Annotated in this window: 22 protein-coding genes and 1 pseudogene; 12 read left to right on the top strand and 11 right to left on the bottom strand. The window is 34.3% G+C overall.

Going from position 1 to position 16,877, the window contains the following annotated elements; translation table 11 throughout:
- Window positions 1-477, bottom strand: a complete 477-nt coding sequence (locus tag WC788_04480) for a Panacea domain-containing protein (GenBank protein ID MFA6096856.1) — start codon at window positions 475-477, stop codon at window positions 1-3.
- Between the two features lie 209 nt (window positions 478-686).
- On the opposite strand from WC788_04480, the gene WC788_04475 reads away from it, so the two are divergent.
- Together WC788_04475 and WC788_04470 are read left to right on the top strand one after the other, a co-directional pair.
- On the top strand, window positions 687-1,244 hold the full coding sequence (locus WC788_04475) for a hypothetical protein (protein ID MFA6096855.1): 558 nt from the start codon (window positions 687-689) through the stop codon (window positions 1,242-1,244).
- 213 nt (window positions 1,245-1,457) lie between these two features.
- Window positions 1,458-2,276 carry a HEPN domain-containing protein gene (locus WC788_04470; protein ID MFA6096854.1) on the top strand — a complete coding sequence of 273 codons (819 nt, stop codon included), beginning with the start codon at window positions 1,458-1,460 and terminating at the stop codon, window positions 2,274-2,276.
- Between the two features lie 4 nt (window positions 2,277-2,280).
- Here WC788_04470 and WC788_04465 read toward each other — a convergent pair whose 3' ends face one another.
- The 8 genes from WC788_04465 to WC788_04430 form a co-directional block, all read right to left on the bottom strand.
- Window positions 2,281-3,960: a recombinase family protein gene (locus tag WC788_04465; GenBank protein ID MFA6096853.1), complete on the bottom strand. Its 1,680-nt coding sequence runs from the start codon at window positions 3,958-3,960 to the stop codon at window positions 2,281-2,283.
- 141 nt (window positions 3,961-4,101) lie between these two features.
- Entirely contained in the window at window positions 4,102-4,689 is a 588-nt protein-coding gene (locus WC788_04460) for a hypothetical protein (GenBank protein ID MFA6096852.1), read from the bottom strand.
- 67 nt (window positions 4,690-4,756) lie between these two features.
- A complete protein-coding gene (locus WC788_04455; protein MFA6096851.1) occupies window positions 4,757-5,773 on the bottom strand; it encodes a hypothetical protein in 1,017 nt (338 codons plus the stop codon).
- 298 nt (window positions 5,774-6,071) lie between these two features.
- Window positions 6,072-6,668 carry a CHC2 zinc finger domain-containing protein gene (locus tag WC788_04450; protein MFA6096850.1) on the bottom strand — a complete coding sequence of 199 codons (597 nt, stop codon included), beginning with the start codon at window positions 6,666-6,668 and terminating at the stop codon, window positions 6,072-6,074.
- Window positions 6,669-6,745: 77 nt separating this feature from the next.
- Window positions 6,746-6,973, bottom strand: a complete 228-nt coding sequence (locus WC788_04445; protein MFA6096849.1) for a hypothetical protein — start codon at window positions 6,971-6,973, stop codon at window positions 6,746-6,748.
- Between the two features lie 10 nt (window positions 6,974-6,983).
- Window positions 6,984-7,190 (bottom strand): hypothetical protein, encoded by a 207-nt coding sequence (locus tag WC788_04440; protein ID MFA6096848.1) that lies wholly within the window; start codon window positions 7,188-7,190, stop codon window positions 6,984-6,986.
- A gap of 5 nt (window positions 7,191-7,195) precedes the next feature.
- The gene (locus WC788_04435; protein ID MFA6096847.1) at window positions 7,196-7,444 is read right to left on the bottom strand and encodes a DUF5659 domain-containing protein; all 249 of its coding nucleotides are present in this window, start codon (window positions 7,442-7,444) and stop codon (window positions 7,196-7,198) included.
- A gap of 97 nt (window positions 7,445-7,541) precedes the next feature.
- On the bottom strand, window positions 7,542-8,906 hold the full coding sequence (locus WC788_04430) for a hypothetical protein (GenBank protein MFA6096846.1): 1,365 nt from the start codon (window positions 8,904-8,906) through the stop codon (window positions 7,542-7,544).
- Between the two features lie 76 nt (window positions 8,907-8,982).
- Here WC788_04430 and WC788_04425 point away from each other — a divergent pair, with 76 nt between their 5' ends.
- The 8 genes and pseudogenes from WC788_04425 (at window position 8,983) to WC788_04390 (ending at window position 13,766) form a co-directional block, all read left to right on the top strand.
- Window positions 8,983-9,186 carry a helix-turn-helix domain-containing protein gene (locus tag WC788_04425; protein MFA6096845.1) on the top strand — a complete coding sequence of 68 codons (204 nt, stop codon included), beginning with the start codon at window positions 8,983-8,985 and terminating at the stop codon, window positions 9,184-9,186.
- Between the two features lie 209 nt (window positions 9,187-9,395).
- Window positions 9,396-10,427 (top strand): hypothetical protein, encoded by a 1,032-nt coding sequence (locus tag WC788_04420; GenBank protein ID MFA6096844.1) that lies wholly within the window; start codon window positions 9,396-9,398, stop codon window positions 10,425-10,427.
- 17 nt (window positions 10,428-10,444) lie between these two features.
- Window positions 10,445-11,965: a hypothetical protein gene (locus WC788_04415; protein MFA6096843.1), complete on the top strand. Its 1,521-nt coding sequence runs from the start codon at window positions 10,445-10,447 to the stop codon at window positions 11,963-11,965.
- 32 nt (window positions 11,966-11,997) lie between these two features.
- A complete protein-coding gene (locus tag WC788_04410; GenBank protein ID MFA6096842.1) occupies window positions 11,998-12,249 on the top strand; it encodes a hypothetical protein in 252 nt (83 codons plus the stop codon).
- Between the two features lie 3 nt (window positions 12,250-12,252).
- Window positions 12,253-12,510 carry a hypothetical protein gene (locus WC788_04405; protein ID MFA6096841.1) on the top strand — a complete coding sequence of 86 codons (258 nt, stop codon included), beginning with the start codon at window positions 12,253-12,255 and terminating at the stop codon, window positions 12,508-12,510.
- Between the two features lie 60 nt (window positions 12,511-12,570).
- Window positions 12,571-12,702: pseudogene (locus WC788_04400) on the top strand (YHYH domain-containing protein).
- Between the two features lie 359 nt (window positions 12,703-13,061).
- Entirely contained in the window at window positions 13,062-13,529 is a 468-nt protein-coding gene (locus WC788_04395) for a hypothetical protein (GenBank protein ID MFA6096840.1), read from the top strand.
- Window positions 13,530-13,547: 18 nt separating this feature from the next.
- Window positions 13,548-13,766 (top strand): hypothetical protein, encoded by a 219-nt coding sequence (locus tag WC788_04390; GenBank protein MFA6096839.1) that lies wholly within the window; start codon window positions 13,548-13,550, stop codon window positions 13,764-13,766.
- A 187-nt stretch (window positions 13,767-13,953) separates the two neighbouring features.
- Here WC788_04390 and WC788_04385 read toward each other — a convergent pair whose 3' ends face one another.
- Window positions 13,954-14,628, bottom strand: a complete 675-nt coding sequence (locus tag WC788_04385; GenBank protein ID MFA6096838.1) for a hypothetical protein — start codon at window positions 14,626-14,628, stop codon at window positions 13,954-13,956.
- Between the two features lie 339 nt (window positions 14,629-14,967).
- On the opposite strand from WC788_04385, the gene WC788_04380 reads away from it, so the two are divergent.
- Both WC788_04380 and WC788_04375 read left to right on the top strand, forming a co-directional pair.
- Window positions 14,968-15,249, top strand: a complete 282-nt coding sequence (locus WC788_04380) for a hypothetical protein (GenBank protein MFA6096837.1) — start codon at window positions 14,968-14,970, stop codon at window positions 15,247-15,249.
- 461 nt (window positions 15,250-15,710) lie between these two features.
- Window positions 15,711-15,995: a hypothetical protein gene (locus WC788_04375; GenBank protein MFA6096836.1), complete on the top strand. Its 285-nt coding sequence runs from the start codon at window positions 15,711-15,713 to the stop codon at window positions 15,993-15,995.
- A 398-nt stretch (window positions 15,996-16,393) separates the two neighbouring features.
- Here the strand turns inward: WC788_04375 and WC788_04370 are convergent, their stop codons facing one another.
- Window positions 16,394-16,858, bottom strand: a complete 465-nt coding sequence (locus tag WC788_04370) for a hypothetical protein (GenBank protein MFA6096835.1) — start codon at window positions 16,856-16,858, stop codon at window positions 16,394-16,396.
- Window positions 16,859-16,877 lie beyond the last annotated feature (19 nt).

The following is a 16,877-nucleotide window of genomic DNA, read 5'->3' as shown; positions in this document are numbered from 1 at the left end:
TTATTTGGTTTTTAGATCCAGACTCATACTCATATTCTCGTTTCCGCCCAATGTTGCATTTAATGCTTTCATGGGTTTTGTTTTATACGCAATTTCGGTTAAGGTCCTTGCTCCAAACCCCTTTACACTTTCCAGCACTTCATCAATAATTTGCGTTTCTGCTCCTAATAATTTATCAAAAATTACACTTTCCGTTTCTTCATTAAGCGAATAATGAATATACTCCTCACCGCTAGCAGTATAGTCGGATTTTGCTATTAAGATACCCTTGGACTGCAACTCAGATAAATCCCTATATATTTTTTGATCAAAAGGACCATACGTATATCTTTTATATCTATACTCGGATATTTGTCTACCATATTTCTTTTCACCAACCAAATCAATAAGATAACAGATCTTCATTAAAACTGTTACCGTTGCTTTCTCATGTTTTTTGGCTAAATAAGCCAATAATTGTTCGTTTTTTGTAGGCATATATTTATTGTAGCATATATAATAAATCTACGAAATTTTTATAAATCAATATCTTGACATTTTTAGTTTATCCTACAATCTGTCGGGTTGTTAATATGAATCAGATATAATATAATGGTTACGTACTATATTAAGGGATATTTTAAAGATTGACAAGTATTTAAAATCTCTTTGCTGTAATATAAATATTATTAACAATAAATACAAATATGGATGATACAACTATGCAACTAATCATTGGAGGTGCTGGCGTAATTATTAGTGCTTTAGTTTCTTTTTTAATTGCTTCGTCACGAATTGGAGAGTACAAAAATAAAGTTGATACTGCCGTTTCCGATATAACTGATCTTAAAAAAGAGCTTAAGGAAGTTAGGGACAAAGCTGTTGCTTGTGAAACATCCCTAAAGGAACGTGAACCACTAACAAGAAAACGAAGTCCGATTGCTCTTACTGACAGGGGCTCTAAAGTATTGAATGAAAGCGGGGGGAAAAAATTTATTGAAGATAATTACGAAGAGTTGAAGAACAACGTTGACGAAAAAAAGCCAGAAACATCTTATGACATACAAGAAATTTCTAGAAACGTAATTGAAGAAATGAAAAATGATCAGAGATTGAATTCCTTGAAAGAATATCTCTTTAAGGAAGGTATGGAGCTGGACGATATCGTTGAGGTTTTAGGTATTTATCTTCGAGATAAAATACTAAACGATAAAAAGTTAAGTGTTAAAGATATTGATAACTATGACCCCAAAAGAAAAAATTAAAATATAATATTAATTTTAGTTTCCAATCAAAGTTTCTAAAATGAATCTTTATAATAGAAATATAAGAAATATGCCCATTGGGTGTGTTTTTTTGGCGACACTTGATTTTCAAGGCAAAAAAGTATAAGCTCAAAATATTGCATTATGTTGTTTTTTTTAATTAAAGAATTGTGGTTTAATTCAGATAATCGCACCAACTAGATAAAATACTATATGAGCGAAAATCAGATCAAAGACAAAAGTATATTTGTAGTTGGAATACTTGCTACTTTTTTGGCATTTAGTACGCTTAAAGAAGAACTGCAACGGATAATTGTTCTATCTACGCCCACAAGAAATGTGAGCTTTTTCGATATTCTAGTTATATTTGTCTCCCTTCTTACTATTTCAGTGTATATGTATGCTTTGGATTTTGTTAAATATAACTATGGACCAAGAATACAAAACCATCTTTTCTTTAAAGCAATTATTTGGTTAGCAAACTTTTTCTATTCTTTTGCAATATTTTTTCCTATTTTTATTGTAATTATAATTATCTTCCAAATACCAATAATCGACAATCTTACAAAAAGATACAATGGATTAATCTGGCTTTTTGACGTAATAATGGGACTTATATGGTTAATCACATCCGTATGGAATACCTTTTTTATAAATCGAAAAAGAAAAGAGGACAGCATGAAGATTTTAGAAAAGAACGCAGAAAATACATTAGAAAACGCAACAAAAATGTTAAGAGACAAATATTATTCTTCCAGTATAATTGAATCTTATAAAGTTTTAGTTCTCAATTTAAGAAAAATATTGCTTCAGAAAGATATTTTGACAGAAAATACTTCAGATCCGGATATAAAGGCACTGGCTTTAAAATTCAAAATTATTCCAGAGGAATTGGTTGCAAATTTTAATGATATAACCGCAATGAGGAATAGAGCTGTACATCTTGATGTGACATTTACGAAAGAACAGGTAGAATTGGTTATAAATACAGTAAACCAAATTTTAACTAAAATTGCGCAAGACATTACTTAGCTGATTATATAAGTGCAAATTCTTTACTCAATAACTCATAATCCCGCCTAATCCCATTCCAGTCTAAAGTTCTGAACACATCCCCTAACCGACCCCATTTAGAAAAAGCAGGTACAACAGACCTGTTTTTTGTTTTATATAACACATTATTCGCTGGTTCTAACGCTCTTGTTTCATTTTCTGCTATTTTATTAAGGTTAGAAATGGAGATCAGCCACCTTGAAGGTTCAATGCTTAATTCTCCGCTTTTTAACGTATAAACTTGCCCCAATGCTGATAGGATCTCTCTTTTAATCTGCAAGTCTTTCGTTGTTATAAATTTTTCTCTAGCATATACCGCAAAGTTAAAAGCTCTTTCGATCAGCTCGATCCAATTCTGGCCTCTATCTTGATTTTGATTAAGTCTTTCCCTTGCTTTAGTAACTTCATTCTGCAATTCTTCTTTCCTTTTGATAAAATCATCATCATCAATCAAATCTCTTAATCTTAAATTCGTTAAATTATCCAATTGCTTTTGCAAACTCAAATAAGTATTATTCAGCATTTCATATGATTGATTGCGCCTTTCGATTTCCTTCCCATTATCGACTTTCAAAACTTCCAAAGCCCAATCCTTGAACCCGAGAGGTATAGTGTATTTATCTATTTCCTTTATGATCTGCTCTTCCAAATTCTTCATTGTGATTGCCGGTTCTTGGCAATTTAATTCTCTTTTCCTTCTTGTGCAACGATAATAAGTATAGTTGGCATATTTTTGTGTGCATTTGATAAACTTTCTTTTTTCTTCCGCCGTGATCAAACAACCGCAATGCCCGCACCGGATAATTCCTGTAAAAGAAAACTCATGCGTTTTTTGTTGCGGTCTATCTTTCCTTCCAAATAATTCTTGCACCCTTTCAAATTCCTCAATGGTTATCATAGGCTCATGAATGCCTTTGCTGATTTTGCCCTTGTACTTAAAATAGCCATAATAGAATGGATCATTAAATATCCTATAGAGTTCGCTTTGAGACATAGGCCTTGCTCCAGCTCTTTTTGTTTTTTTGGTCCGATAACCCCATTCATTATTGGCTATATCCAAAATCTTAGATGGCGGACAACTTCCTGTAAGCATTAAGCTCCACATCTTTTTAATTAGCTCAAATCTTTCCGGATCTTTGATTATAGTTTTATTGATTACGTCATTTGTATAACCTTGAGGCGCTTTGGCTGGGAATTCTCCCCTTTGCACTTTACCCTCCAATCCCCTTTTGGTGTTTTTCCTCAGATCCAAAATAAACTGGTTTGACATCCCGCTTTCCATGCTGAACATCAAAACATTATCTTCCGGCAAATACTGTTTGTCTATGGTTTGAATGGATTTGATAGTTCCTTGTTGCAACATCCAATTTATTTTTCCGCTATCAACCGGATTTCTGGATAAGCGGTTAATTTGCCAGCAAAGTATTCCTTGCGCTTTTCCTTTTTCGATTTGTGCCAGCATATTTTCAAAAATCGGTCTGTTATTTGGCTGTTTTGCGGACTTAGATTCGGTTAAAACTTTGATTATTTCCAAATCCGAATCTTTCGCCAATTCTTTTAGCTTATTTATTTGATCATCAATCGACTGGACCTGCCGATCATCGCTTTCAGATGATTTTCTGGCATAAAGAAAATATTTGATTTTTGTTGTGTCTTGATTCATATAATTGTAATTACAGATACTAAAAGGACGGTTCTGGTTGATCCAACAAACTAAAAGCCTGTCAGCAGAACCGCCCATCTAGTTGGACGATAAAAGCCTTTAGTATTTCATTGGATCAACGCTTGTATTATACCATAAAATCTATTTTTTCGCCAACAATCTGCTCACCCTTGAAACAAATCTCATTTCATTCTGATATAGTTTATCTTCCATTTTCAAGAGCCTTCTATGCTTTACTGTTGGCTTACCCCTATAATGCCATCTTTTCATTTTACTTTGATATTCCTCGATGTCCGGATAGGTATAGGCATAGCCATCAATTCTTGAGCGATAAGATAAATTATAGCAGTGTCGGCAAGCAAAATAATGGCTTCCATTGCCGAGATAAATTTTTGCCACTTTTCGCCCGCAATAATTCCCTTGATGATATACCGAACATTCAAACCAATATCTTAATCCGCCATAATTGCACTGAGTTGTAAGTATTGGGTATTTATGATTAATTTCATGCTTTTCTCCTGAAAAATGATCAGTAATTGTATAATCCAGCTTAAAATATTTTTCATTTCCAAAAGAAGCTAAATCAACAACATAGCTGACACTGCTTTTCTTTTCGCTCCAACCGCTTGTCCAATTGATCATTCCCGAATGATAGCCTTTAAGGCATCCCCATTTTCTCAAGTCATATATGCTGATTGTCCTGCAATCTTCTTTTAATATTTTGCTCATACCGTTTTAATCCGTTAAAAACCGTTTTTAAAACCGAAATAATTAGAGATTCTCCAGTTAATCAAGTTTACCCCCTATCTAGCTCACTATTGTTTTTATCATCCGATACAGTGAGTTGAGCAGTGGGGTAAATAAGCACTTTTCGTTTATCATTCGGGTCTGCTTCTTGATTGATCAATCCAGTAGTTTCCAGCATTGGAATAATCTGTTGCCTAAGTAGCCAGTCCGGAATAGGCCTGCCATAAACTTCATAATGTTTTTTGAATATATCCATCCTACTTATTCCAACCTTTATATCTCCGGCATTTCCTTTGTTTTTATCCTGCCAAGCGGTTAAGATGACTTCTCGAAAGAGATCATAGACAAACGGAGGCAAATTATATTCTTGGCTTTCAGAGATTTTATCCCAAATCTGGACCGCCTCTTTTATATCATCCGCATTGGCTATAATAATATTATCTTTTCTATCCCTAAACCACAAATTAAGCAAGGCAAACATTTTGACTAGAGAAATAAGCCTGCCTATATCCCTTTGATGCCTCGGCTTTAATATCGCCCTTTTATTTAAAAATATTTTCTCTATCATTTCCGGATCAGCGATTTTGATTTCTTCAATATGTTCATTTCTAATCGCTTCTATCCGCTCTTTCAACAGTTTGCGCTCTGGATCGCCATCCAGCCACAAAGCATAGGCGTTGCTATCCGTTTCTTTTTTGATTTTTTCATGTATTGCTTGTCTTAATTTTTCTTGGCTAGTTTGAGGAGATAGCAATAAAAACCTTGTGCTTTCTTGTTCATCGATCTGCAATCCGGCACTGCAAAAAATAACCGCTGGATAGCCCTTGATAAAAACAGTTTTGGTCCTGATCCCGCCTTTTTGGGATTTATCCGTGATCTTCAAAAGCATTTCTTTTTCATCGTGGGATAAAAGAGGCCTCAGTCTTTCCAAAAGCATTGAATGCGGTTGATCCAAAAAAATTAGAAGCTTCCTTGATAGATCTATCTCATAACCTTTGCGCTCTTTGTTAAATTCTCCGACATCGTGAAAAAATGATGTAGGCGTTGCATAGCCGATTTCTTTCACATCCTCTTTGGGAAACAAGCGGGCAATTTCTATGGGTATATAGCTTTTTCCTGTTGAGGAAGGAGCATTGAAACTGATATTGAATTGTGAGCTTTCTGTATAAGTGGATAGTCCGCACAGAAAAGTTACCAGCTTGTTTTCTTCGTCTTTCTTGATCGTTAATCCAAGAATTTCCACGACTTTTCCCGATGTCATAGGTTGAAATCTGGAAATCTCTATTTTCTCGGGAATGTTATTCTCAATTTCCCGCATTCTCTCCTCAAGTTTTTGTTCGTTAATGTTCATATTCATTTTAATATTAACCAATTAAATATCTAACGGCCTCCGGAAAACCGAATCCCTTGAGAAGCCTTATAAAGTTGATTGAATTCCCGCCATGATTGCATCCGAAACACCAGCAGGAATTTGTTTCAAGATAAACATAGAAAGACGGATGTTTTTCATTATGTAGCGGGCAAAGCCCGACCAGTGTTTTACCGCTTTTTCGGAGTGGCTGATCCACCAAGCTTTCAATCGGAACTTCCAAGGCCCTTTGAATCTGTATGTCCGTAATCCAGTTTTTGGGTGTATAGTTTCGAGATGTTGAAATAACTCTTTTCAATCTTGCGATCTGATTTTCCGTTTGAACCAATTTTTGTCCCGCATCAATTTTGATCCATTCCCTGAAAAACCATTTTGAAAAATCATCAGACTTATTATGTTTTACGATTGCCAATCTGTTTTTTATAGCCTCTAACTGTATTTTCTTTATTCCCTCCAGCTCTACTATTTTCTGTTCAACAATGCTTTTGGCCTCCGGAAAAATCTCCAGCAGTTCTCTTTCAGCAAATTTAGGCATTGATTTTCGCCATTTCTGCTCAAGCTCTTGATAAAATTTTTTAGCCGTATCTGGCATTTGTATGATCTTAATCGTAATATAATGTCACTTGTTATGCTTTTAGGGAATAAACCCCTCCAAATGGCAAACCTCCCTTATTTTATGTCGTCCTCAGGCGCATTTGATAGATTGCACAAGTGTTTTAATATGCCTTTTTTCTCATTTCTCGCATAATCATCTTTTTCAACTAATTTATTAAACCAGCGATGAATAGTTTGCTTGTTAAGTCTTTGTTTTTTTACCGCTTCCGCAAAACAAATGTATGAACTCCATAAAGGCTTTTTGTCTGATATATTCTTAAATCGTCTTTCAAGCGACTTCATAATTTTGATATTAAGTTTTATTAAGCATTTGGCTTTTAATCTTTTCGCTAAGCTGTTTCAGTCTCTGAAATTCCGCCTCATCCTCCGGACAGCAAATAGCAGTGATCAAAGTTATCAATTTTAATCCTTCCTTTAGTGCTTCTTCTTTGGATATTTCCTCATTAAATCTTTGCTTCCAAAGGAACTGATATTTTGCTATTTGATCATCCGTTATCATTTTGATTAAGCGTTATAAATTCTCGTTTTTATCTCTTTCAGAAAATTAAAAAATGCTAAAGGTTCTGTCTTTAGCTGATGAGTAAAGAATTGCTGAATCAAATTATCTAGTTGTTCGTCTCGTTTGATTAAAAAGATAGCCTTGTTGGGGTTTTGGTTGTCGATGGCTTCAATGTTATAGCCATAGCAACAAAGTGCTGAGCAGAGACACAAATCTGAACTCTTAAAAAAATCCGTTTCTTTCAATGTTTTCATAGTAATTATTTAGTTAATTATAATTTGTCTGCAAACAAAAAACCTGATTATGTAATCAGGTTAGCATTACGCCATCTTGGATAAACTTAAGACAATTTTAAGACAAATATTTTTTGTTAATTTTTACAGATTGTTTAGTTGTTATAAAAAAGTCTTTGATTCCTTGTTTCTCAAGTTTTATTCTTAACTGATATATAGCGTTATAGTATTTTTTGTCATCTGATTTACTTTCAGTCCTCTCTACAATTTCTGAAAAAAACCATTCTTGAGGAAGATCGCTTGGATTTTCAAACATTATTCTTAAGGTATGATATTCGTCCTTAAATTTCAAAAGTTTTATTTCTTTACCTTGCACATAGAAACGAGATTTATCTTTATCAAAATAGAGTTTTTTGGATAAATCCTCATTGAAAAATGCAGGTAAAATTTCAATTTTTGCTTGATAAGTTAGCATTTCGTCTTCGTAAATACTCCAACTACTGCCAAGCGACAAGAATTTTATTAAACCTTGTTTTTGAAAAGCAAATAAGATATGTAAGAAAAAAAAGTTTCTTTCTGAATATCTATTTCTAATAACTTCTGCTTCTGGGTATGAAATATTTGGAAATCTTTTTTCAAATGTATTTTCAATAATTACGATATTCCCAAAATCATCTTGCATTTTATGCAAATATTCCCTAAATAACAAACTGTGTTTTTCAAAAGTAAATATATTTTTTGATTGAATAACAGAGGTATTGCCAATTCTTTTTGACTCGTTGTTTCTAAAAAGCTTCCCTTGCATAAAAGCTTCAATATAAGAGCCGACATCATCTTTTATTTTACTCTTTTTAACAGAGTTTAAAGCAAATGAAAAACTTGTATAATCAAGTATTTTTCTAAAAATATCTTTTGATAGATATAGCTCGCTTTTTTCGTCTTTATACACAGGAGCTATTCTTTCTGCATAGATCAATGCCCGTTCTATGTCTGAAACAGAGGCGGTATCGGTAAAAAACTTATTGAAAAGCACTGCTTCCTCTCGGTTAGGTTCTTTTTCTCTTAATTCTAAAATCCATTTATATGCCCCTTTATATTGCCTTGGCTCGTCTGATATTTCATACTCATCCTCTACTGCTCCTATGTATGTTTCTATGTTCTCTATGTTTAAATTATATTTATTACTAACTGACAATAAAAATGAAATAAAATCAATGCTTGTCCATTCAAAAGGATGATAAAATAAAAAAATCGCACCAGAATCTCTTTTAGCCTTAGAATCAACACTGAAAATACCCCTTGATATTAAATAATACACAAATAAGGAGTTGTCATCAACAAACTTATTTTCAGATAGACTTTCTTGATTATTGAAAAAATATCTTTCTGGTAATTCTGTAAAGTCTAGTGGTAGGAGTAATACTTTATTCTTATTTTTTCCAGTTGTTGGATTTGGCTCTATTTTTGCTTTGGTAATTTTCATATAATTTTCATTTTAATCTTGCAAAGTTTCAAACATTGCTCTATAATAATGTTATCAAATGTTAAGTAAAAAGTCAATGACAAAAACAGCTAAAAACAAAGAAATAATGCCAGAATTGTTCACGCTAAAAGAGGCGTGTGATATTTTAAAGTGCCATCCGAATACCTTAAGACAATGGGACAAAAAAGGAATACTTCCGGCGATCCGCATAGGCATTAAGAGAGTAATGAGATACAAGAAAGAAGATATTCTGAAATTTATAAATCAAAAAAGGAAATGAGGTAAGTTTTAACAATTGAGTTGCCTAACCCTTATAGATTTTCTACAAGGTATGGCAAAAAAGCCCATCACAGGTATTAAGCTCCTCGTCAGAGCGCCTGTGATGGGTCATATCTCGAAAGGGATGTGGGTGGCGCAAGCCATCGCTGGCGGGGGGCTTTGTATATCCGGCCAGCAATAATTTTAAAAATAATTATTAAAATTAAAAAAATGAAGAAAATATTTGTTATTCCATTAATATTGATTGTTTTGATTATTAGCGGTGGTGGATATTTTATATATAATCAATATCAAACAACTAAAATTAAGCAGGCTGAGGAAAAACGCTTATTGGCGGAAACAGAAAAAGATCGTCAAGAGAAAGAAAAACAAATAAAAGAAGCATTGGAAAAAGCAAATCAAGAAATCGAATCATTAAAGCAAAAACAAAATGAGCAAGAAAAAGAGCCACAAGTTATCGTTAAAGAAACAATTATTAAAGAAACGACCAAAGAAGTTTCAAAAGAAATTCCTAGTATGCAACTTACTAATGAAGAAATTAGCACTATATCAAATAAAATAGTTTATATAGAGTGCTATTTCAATGACGGAGCGATTCAAACTGGTTCTGGTGTTCTCGATAAGGGCTTGGCTGTTGATGGAACATATATGATAGAAACTAATGCTCATGTAATTTTTAATTCCGTACCAGATCCGCATAATCCTCCAAAAATTAATTGTACGGCTTCTTTGCCTTATTTTGGGTTATCTGAAAAAGTGGGATTTGAATCGGTTTATTCAACTAAATTAGGATGGTTTGGATATGTGCTAGACAGAAATATTGATAAAGCATGGTTATATGTAGATAAAGCCATAAAGGGAACTTCTGACTTAGACAAAAGACTTGCTGATCCATTTATAAAAACATGCTACTACAATAAAACGGGAATGGATATTTACATTTTTGGGTATCCAGCATACGCCGTATCTAATAATATTGCGCGATTAACCTTAACCAAAGGAGTTATAAGTGGTAATACTGGCAGGGGGTATGACAGTCTAAATCGTGAAATTTTAGAAAGTTATTTTACAACAGCACAAATAGATGGTGGTAATTCCGGTGGTCTCGCAGTTACCAAACTTATAGAAGATCAAACAAACTCATATGGTACTCTTAAAACAGGGGAAATTTGTGCAGTTGGAACACCGACATGGGTTAGTATTGGAACATATGCCAACGTGGGATTGATACAAAACCGATAACTAATAATAAATAAACAATGAAGAACTTCATCAAAGGAAATCGGTTTAAAATAAACATCGTTTTTTGCATATTTTTTGTTGCTTTATTTATTAATTTTTTTAATGAAGAAACAAAAGCATACGGTGATTGTTCTCAATATGGTTATGCCGCATATTCTGATGGTTCGAGATATTGTAAGTGTATGAGTGGGTATGTTATGGATAGTTTATTGGGAAGTCCATATTGCGTTTCTGGTTTAACCTATTGTTATAATAAATATGGCTATAATTCAACATACAATAGCTTATCTGATAAATGCGAATGCAATTATGGCTATGAGTGGGGATATGATACGTTTGGAAATATGAGTTGTATAAAAGAAAAAAGCAAAGATGATATTTGCAGAGAAAATCTTGGCTTTAATTCGAGCTACAATTCTTATCTCAATCAATGTGAGTGTAGCAACGGCTACGTGATTGATGAAAGTATTTTTGGAGACAAAACTTGCACTTCTTGTTCTTCTATATATGGATATGGTTCAGCATACGATTATTTGAATAATTCTTGCAAATGTTCGTCTGGCTATGTATGGGGAATTGATTCTTTGGGCGAAAATCAATGTGTTTCGGGAAATCAATTTTGCCATGATAAATATGGCTATAGTTCCAAATATAATTCTTTAACCGATAAATGTGAATGTGACACTGGTTATGAATTAACACTAAAAAAGATTGGTGACGGGCTTGAATGTAAATCGTGCTTTTCTAAATATGGACTGCATTCTTCTTATAATTCGTTGATAGATAAATGCGAATGTGATAATGGTTATACATTGAACAATGACAACGAGTGTGTTGAAAAGCAGAATAATGTTTATTTTCTTTTAAAAGAAATAGATACAACTAGCAAAAAAGCGATTGTTAAAAGCGATTATGATTATCAAAATTATCTGATTTCATATGGCATTGGATGTCTAAGCTCATCAATCAGCCGATATAAGAATAATAAAATTGTAATCAACTTGGGAACTGATTTTGATGTTGATATGTTTGATAAAATTGTACTTTACGACGATAATGAAACTTGTGATATTACAAGCGTTAAAAATGTAAGTTCTAGTTATAGCTTAGAGCCAGAAGAAGATATTTATATTCCATATAATCTTCCAAGCGTCGAAGATATTGCACCAGCTATTTCCGAAGGCGCAATTATTCGCGCAGAGAATGGCATTGATGTTTATATTGTCAAATACATAGGATCGAAAAAATTCAAACGACTTGTTTTAAGTCCATCTGTTTTCAATAACTATGGGCATCTAAAATGGGATAATTTGATGGTTGTAAGCCAAGCATCTCTTAATTCTTTCACAACTTCTGAATTGGTCCGAGCTGTTGGCGATAATAATATCTATAGATTGTATCCGCAAGGAGATTCTGGACAAAAACGATTGCTGAAAGATACAAGTGTTTTAAGCAAATATGGTTATGATTCAGATTCAATTTACGAAATAAACAGCTTTGACAGAGAGTCATATATCACAGGCGCGATCTTAGAATAATATAAAGTTTATTAACAAATTAATATAAAGAGATGAAAAAAGCATTATCAGTAATTCTAGTTTCGCTAATAATGGCCTTGAGCATTTTTAGTTTTGCGGAAGCAAATGTAATAAGAGTTAAACCATATTATAAACCCAGCATAGGAAGATATGTTCAGCCTCACTATAAAACCAGCCCAAACAAAACCAAGTTTGACAACTATTCAACAAAAGGAAATTTCAATCCTTTTACAGGCAAAAAGGGATATGCAAGCCCCTTCAAATCTTTAAAAAAATATAGATAAATTATGGACAAAAATAAATTAATTCTTCCAATTACAATTTTATTAGCAATCGTTGTTTTAGGCTACATTTATTACTCAAATATAAACTCACAAAAGTGTAATATAAAGGGCAATATTTCAGGAGATAAAATATACCATCTATCAAATTGTCTTTCTTATGCTAAAACTACTATTGACGAGAGCAAGGGAGAAAGATGGTTTTGCTCAGAAAATGAAGCCATTAATGCCGGATGGAGAAAAGCCAAAAATTGCGGAGAATAACTTCTAACTAAAATTATGAAATTTTTTTCATTGACAGCAAAAATTTATTTCCTTATTCTGATGTTTTTTGGACTTGCTACCGCATATACTAGTGTTCAAGCGCACCCTGGCAGAACGGATTCTTCCGGTTGTCACACCTGCAGGACCAATTGTTCTTCGTGGGGTTTGAGTAGTGGTGAATACCATTGTCATAAAGCAAAAACTGTTGCTCCTCAACCAGAAGAACCGATCAAGAGTGTTTATGGGGAAGGTGGCACCGGATATACGAAATCCGCTCCAGAATATAAAACGCCACTAGATAATACAGGGTCTATAGCGAACACTAATGTTACGGGATCAAACTCGGCAGAAACATCCAAAATCGAACCGATGAGATTTACTAATTATTCAAAGGCATTAGAAGAAGAAAAGAGGAAAGAAGAAAATATGCCCAATATAGTTGAAGGCACGAATAACATAGACTCATCACTTGGAGCCTTAATTCTTCTTGCCTTAATTGGTGGGACTGGATATCTTATAGGCAAGAAAAAATCATCTAATAAAAAATAATTATGAAAAGATTCATAAAAGAAAACTGGTTTAGGACTACAATTATTATTGTTTTGTCAGTAATTGCCTTCATTTTTGTTTTAAGTAACAGATATTACTTTATACAAAGAGATGCGATGATTGTCAAATGTGATAAATTTACTGGAAGTTGCGAAGAAAAAAGCTTATCAAAAATGAAGACAGTGATTCAAAAACCTCCCGTACTATGTAATTTTGAAATAAGAAACATAACCAAAGACGGCAATTATTATATAGGATCTATAAAAAACAATTCAGCGGATAAACATTTTTTGAAAGCTGTGATTGCAAAAGTTTATAACGATGAGGATGTTCTGGTGGCGGGTGGCTATGATTCAATTGAAGACTGGATTGAACCAAGCAAATCATTGCCCTTTCGAATTCATACCTTTCTGGGCGATGACACAAATTTAAAGCGGGATATCTATCCATGGTTTACAACTTGCAAATAAGCAATTTATTAAATAATTATGAACAACTTCATTAAAGAAAACTGGTTTAAGCTCGTTATCTTATTGACAGTTCTTGGTTTGTTCTATTGGTATGAATACAGACCGACTAAAATAAAAGAAAAATGTTCCGCTGAGGCTCGTTTTGATAGAAGAGCAGATTCTTTAATTGGTGACGAATATGAAAAATTTATTAACAGTTATTATGATGATTGTTTAATGAGATTTGGATTAAAATAATATAGTGAGTAGCACTGGGGGTAAAAGCTATGATCCCAATTCCGGAATATAAATCCCGCCATTTAAGCCTATATATCCAATCTCAGTTCTAATGCCCTCCACTAGGCCACCCATCTTAAAATAACCGCTTGTCGAAGCGGTTATTTTTAATATTAAAAAAGATAGATCTTTGATCTACCTATGTTTCTCAGGCTTTTAACTTTTCATTCCATTTTTTTGTTCTATTCAATGTATCTTTGTCCATACGGTCATCGTAACACAATGGGCCGTCTATTATATCTCCTTCAGACGTCAGATACATTCTCGTACCATAATCGCACATACAGGGGCTTGCCTTATGATTGCAGAAAAAATCCAAACCATCATCGCCAAACAATTTTTGTGAATATCCCACAAACACGGCCTCACCGCTCCTGACACGCTTTATATTATTTTCAATGAATTTCTTTTTAGCGCTTATGGCTTCTTCCAAGTGTTCCTTTGTGTACACAATATTCGTCGTAAGCATAATACCCATACAATCGCACTGCCAATATGGAACCAAGGATATTTCTTCCGTAATTTCTTCAAGAAGATTTCTTACGGCTTCGGGTATCCATTTCGGTAACTGATGCCTTTTTATTCTGATTTTTACAGTCACCTCTTTCGCCTCGTCGGAGTAATCAATATCGCTCCTGTATTCTCTGAAGGCATTTCCTCTTCCATAAAATATCGATCGACTTTTTTGGACAGAAACCTTTTGCCCATCATCAAGCTGATACAGATCATACTTATTATCCTGAAAGCAGTATGGACTTGAAGACGCCTCATCAACCTTTTTTAGTTTCGTTTTTATTTCAATTATCTTGCTTTGTTTATCCATGTCATATACCTCCGAAATCTTTTCAGATCCTCATAGAAACATTCGATTGGCTATAATATTAATATAGCTTTATACTATAGCACTTTATGTTATTTATGTCAATAAGCCACCTTCCCTCATCTAAATAGATCCGATTGCTATCCCTCGTCTCATTTTATTTTTTCCTATCCAAAATCCTGAACGCATCCCTTAAGCGGACCATTCGAAATAATCGCTTGTCCAAGCAGTTATTTTTTACACCCGATAAAAAAGCTAATACCATGATTTTGTTTCTTGAGTATCAGCTATTGACTTTTAGAAGTAATAAGATAAAGATGGAGCAAGGAGGAATATTTAGACATGGCAGAGAAATCAAGAATTGAAGCGCAGTGCGGTGCATGTGGCGGAAGCGGCATATATTGCGGTTTTGCCGAACCGAAAGGAGTGGGCGTCGTTTGTCTTGAGTGTAAGGGAAGCGGGAAGATCGTTATTGAATACATACCTTTCACAGAACGCAAAAATAGGAAAGATATCCATACAGTTCGGCTTTCCCGGGGTAAATTCATATTTTCCGGTGTTGGTCCGGCAGGAAAAGAAATCGGCTATAAGGAATTTCTTGCAGGCAAAATGCCTCAGCAATAGATCTTATCGAAATAGTATCAGCGTTAAAGAAGGCACTCGGCTATAGAGAATAAATCTATGTGGTTCATGCCTCTTTTTTTATTATGGTGCCGGAATCTGCCTGCTTGCCTCGCTACTGCCACGGCGTAGGCGGGCTTGCCTCGCTGTCAACCCTCGGCAAAACGGGCCGGCAGGCAGCGGAGTTGGGTTCATTTTAAGTTCATAGTGAATTACATCGGGATAAGACATAAGACCGGATCCCCTGCCTCAGATCCAATATGTAAGCACCATCTTTCAAAGCATAATTCACAAACTCAGTTTTAATGTTCTCCACTAGGCCCCGTTCAGAAAATTAATCGCCTATAAGGGCGGTTATTCTAATATATCAGGCATTCAAACATCCCGTGATTGACAAAATAATAAATATCTGATAAACTGCCCTGTCTTTGAAATGATCAAAAAGACGAAGCAACGGAGGCAATATGGAAAAGAGTAAATTCATCAAATTGACGCATGATTGGTGGTATGGCAATTTCAATGGAAATGGACACGAGAATCAGGTTGAGCTGCTATATTTAGGCAATATCAATGCATATAATAAAACGCTATACCCTATTTATCGCGTGATGGTGTCAGGAACCGATGATTTTAAGATGGATTTCAATACGCATGATGAAAAAAAAGCGAACAGGATGCTTCATAAATTGCGTGAATTGGGATTCTTGGATATTGATGAACTTGAAAAACTGGGATTCAAAGTTTATTGAAAAGACATCGGTTAGCGTTATAATAAATCGGTTGTCAGTGCATTCTGATATTTCTCCCCGGGTGGTTTAAACTTGAACCATCCTTGTTTTTTTATACAAATAGCCAAACCGACAAATTCATTTCCCGCATCCTTCCAAGAAAAAAGAGAAGATGCATTGCCCTTCTCTCCTGTTTGCATGTTTGCAAACGATCATAATCATATAATGGATAGCGCCTAGTTTGCATCCTAGGAGACAGTACGAAAAAAAAGAATTTTACACTATCCACTATGCCATATGTTAATATATCAATCTCCGTATGTCAAGGATATGGCAGACAAACATCTGCTGAAGTTATCTTTTTGCGGATCATATCATAAAAAAAACAGCTATTGTTTATGCTGTTTTATTTCTTACGATCACATTGTGGCAAATTTGTCTTCCGGCAACCCCTGCACCATTGCTTCCTGGGTGACTTTCAACAAGCGCGCATAATTCACATAGATATCTTCTATTGTTGCTTTTAATTCGCTGCCCCCTTCCCGGAAAAGAGACATTTTTACATATATTCCCATTTCTTTCAGGATCTCATAATAGATCTCGGTGCCATTTTCAATGGGAAATCCCGTACTGCCCTCTCCAAAACTGCCTGCGAGATTTCTTGAAAAGTCCCTGAGAAAACAAACAACTCCGAACAAATTTCCATCGTCGCACATTTTTTCATGAGCCTTTACCAGGTCGAATCCTTTCAGCATATCCAATAGGTCATTAAATGCCGCAACTGCATAGGTCCCGCCTTTTTCCATTTCCCAAGAATACATCTGCAGATTAACCATCCATTCTCCGACAGTTAAACTGTCTGCCTTGTTATTCATTCCCGACATATTAATCCTCCTTTATGCT

The organism is Candidatus Paceibacterota bacterium, from assembly GCA_041661265.1.
In the GTDB taxonomy this organism is placed as follows: domain Bacteria; phylum Patescibacteriota; class Minisyncoccia; order JAHIHE01; family JAGLIN01; genus JBAZUT01.
The sequence above is the reverse complement of the archived record's forward strand: the minus strand, read 5'-3'. Positions and strand labels throughout refer to the sequence as shown.

Bases quoted from the DNA above. Each gene is read 5' to 3' on its own strand.
- WC788_04395 (MFA6096840.1), top strand. From the start codon at position 13,062: ATGAAAAGATTCATAAAAGAAAACTGGTTTAGGACTACAATTATTATT.
- WC788_04435 (MFA6096847.1), bottom strand. From the start codon at position 7,444: ATGAAAACATTGAAAGAAACGGATTTTTTTAAGAGTTCAGATTTGTGT.
- WC788_04390 (MFA6096839.1), top strand. From the start codon at position 13,548: ATGAACAACTTCATTAAAGAAAACTGGTTTAAGCTCGTTATCTTATTG.
- WC788_04475 (MFA6096855.1), top strand. From the start codon at position 687: ATGGATGATACAACTATGCAACTAATCATTGGAGGTGCTGGCGTAATT.
- WC788_04425 (MFA6096845.1), top strand. From the start codon at position 8,983: ATGACAAAAACAGCTAAAAACAAAGAAATAATGCCAGAATTGTTCACG.
- WC788_04465 (MFA6096853.1), bottom strand. From the start codon at position 3,960: ATGAATCAAGACACAACAAAAATCAAATATTTTCTTTATGCCAGAAAA.
- WC788_04430 (MFA6096846.1), bottom strand. From the start codon at position 8,906: ATGAAAATTACCAAAGCAAAAATAGAGCCAAATCCAACAACTGGAAAA.
- WC788_04375 (MFA6096836.1), top strand. From the start codon at position 15,711: ATGGAAAAGAGTAAATTCATCAAATTGACGCATGATTGGTGGTATGGC.
- WC788_04385 (MFA6096838.1), bottom strand. From the start codon at position 14,628: ATGGATAAACAAAGCAAGATAATTGAAATAAAAACGAAACTAAAAAAG.
- WC788_04480 (MFA6096856.1), bottom strand. From the start codon at position 477: ATGCCTACAAAAAACGAACAATTATTGGCTTATTTAGCCAAAAAACAT.
- WC788_04415 (MFA6096843.1), top strand. From the start codon at position 10,445: ATGAAGAACTTCATCAAAGGAAATCGGTTTAAAATAAACATCGTTTTT.
- WC788_04450 (MFA6096850.1), bottom strand. From the start codon at position 6,668: ATGCCAGATACGGCTAAAAAATTTTATCAAGAGCTTGAGCAGAAATGG.
- WC788_04370 (MFA6096835.1), bottom strand. From the start codon at position 16,858: ATGTCGGGAATGAATAACAAGGCAGACAGTTTAACTGTCGGAGAATGG.
- WC788_04445 (MFA6096849.1), bottom strand. From the start codon at position 6,973: ATGAAGTCGCTTGAAAGACGATTTAAGAATATATCAGACAAAAAGCCT.
- WC788_04460 (MFA6096852.1), bottom strand. From the start codon at position 4,689: ATGAGCAAAATATTAAAAGAAGATTGCAGGACAATCAGCATATATGAC.
- WC788_04420 (MFA6096844.1), top strand. From the start codon at position 9,396: ATGAAGAAAATATTTGTTATTCCATTAATATTGATTGTTTTGATTATT.
- WC788_04380 (MFA6096837.1), top strand. From the start codon at position 14,968: ATGGCAGAGAAATCAAGAATTGAAGCGCAGTGCGGTGCATGTGGCGGA.
- WC788_04410 (MFA6096842.1), top strand. From the start codon at position 11,998: ATGAAAAAAGCATTATCAGTAATTCTAGTTTCGCTAATAATGGCCTTG.
- WC788_04405 (MFA6096841.1), top strand. From the start codon at position 12,253: ATGGACAAAAATAAATTAATTCTTCCAATTACAATTTTATTAGCAATC.
- WC788_04470 (MFA6096854.1), top strand. From the start codon at position 1,458: ATGAGCGAAAATCAGATCAAAGACAAAAGTATATTTGTAGTTGGAATA.
- WC788_04440 (MFA6096848.1), bottom strand. From the start codon at position 7,190: ATGATAACGGATGATCAAATAGCAAAATATCAGTTCCTTTGGAAGCAA.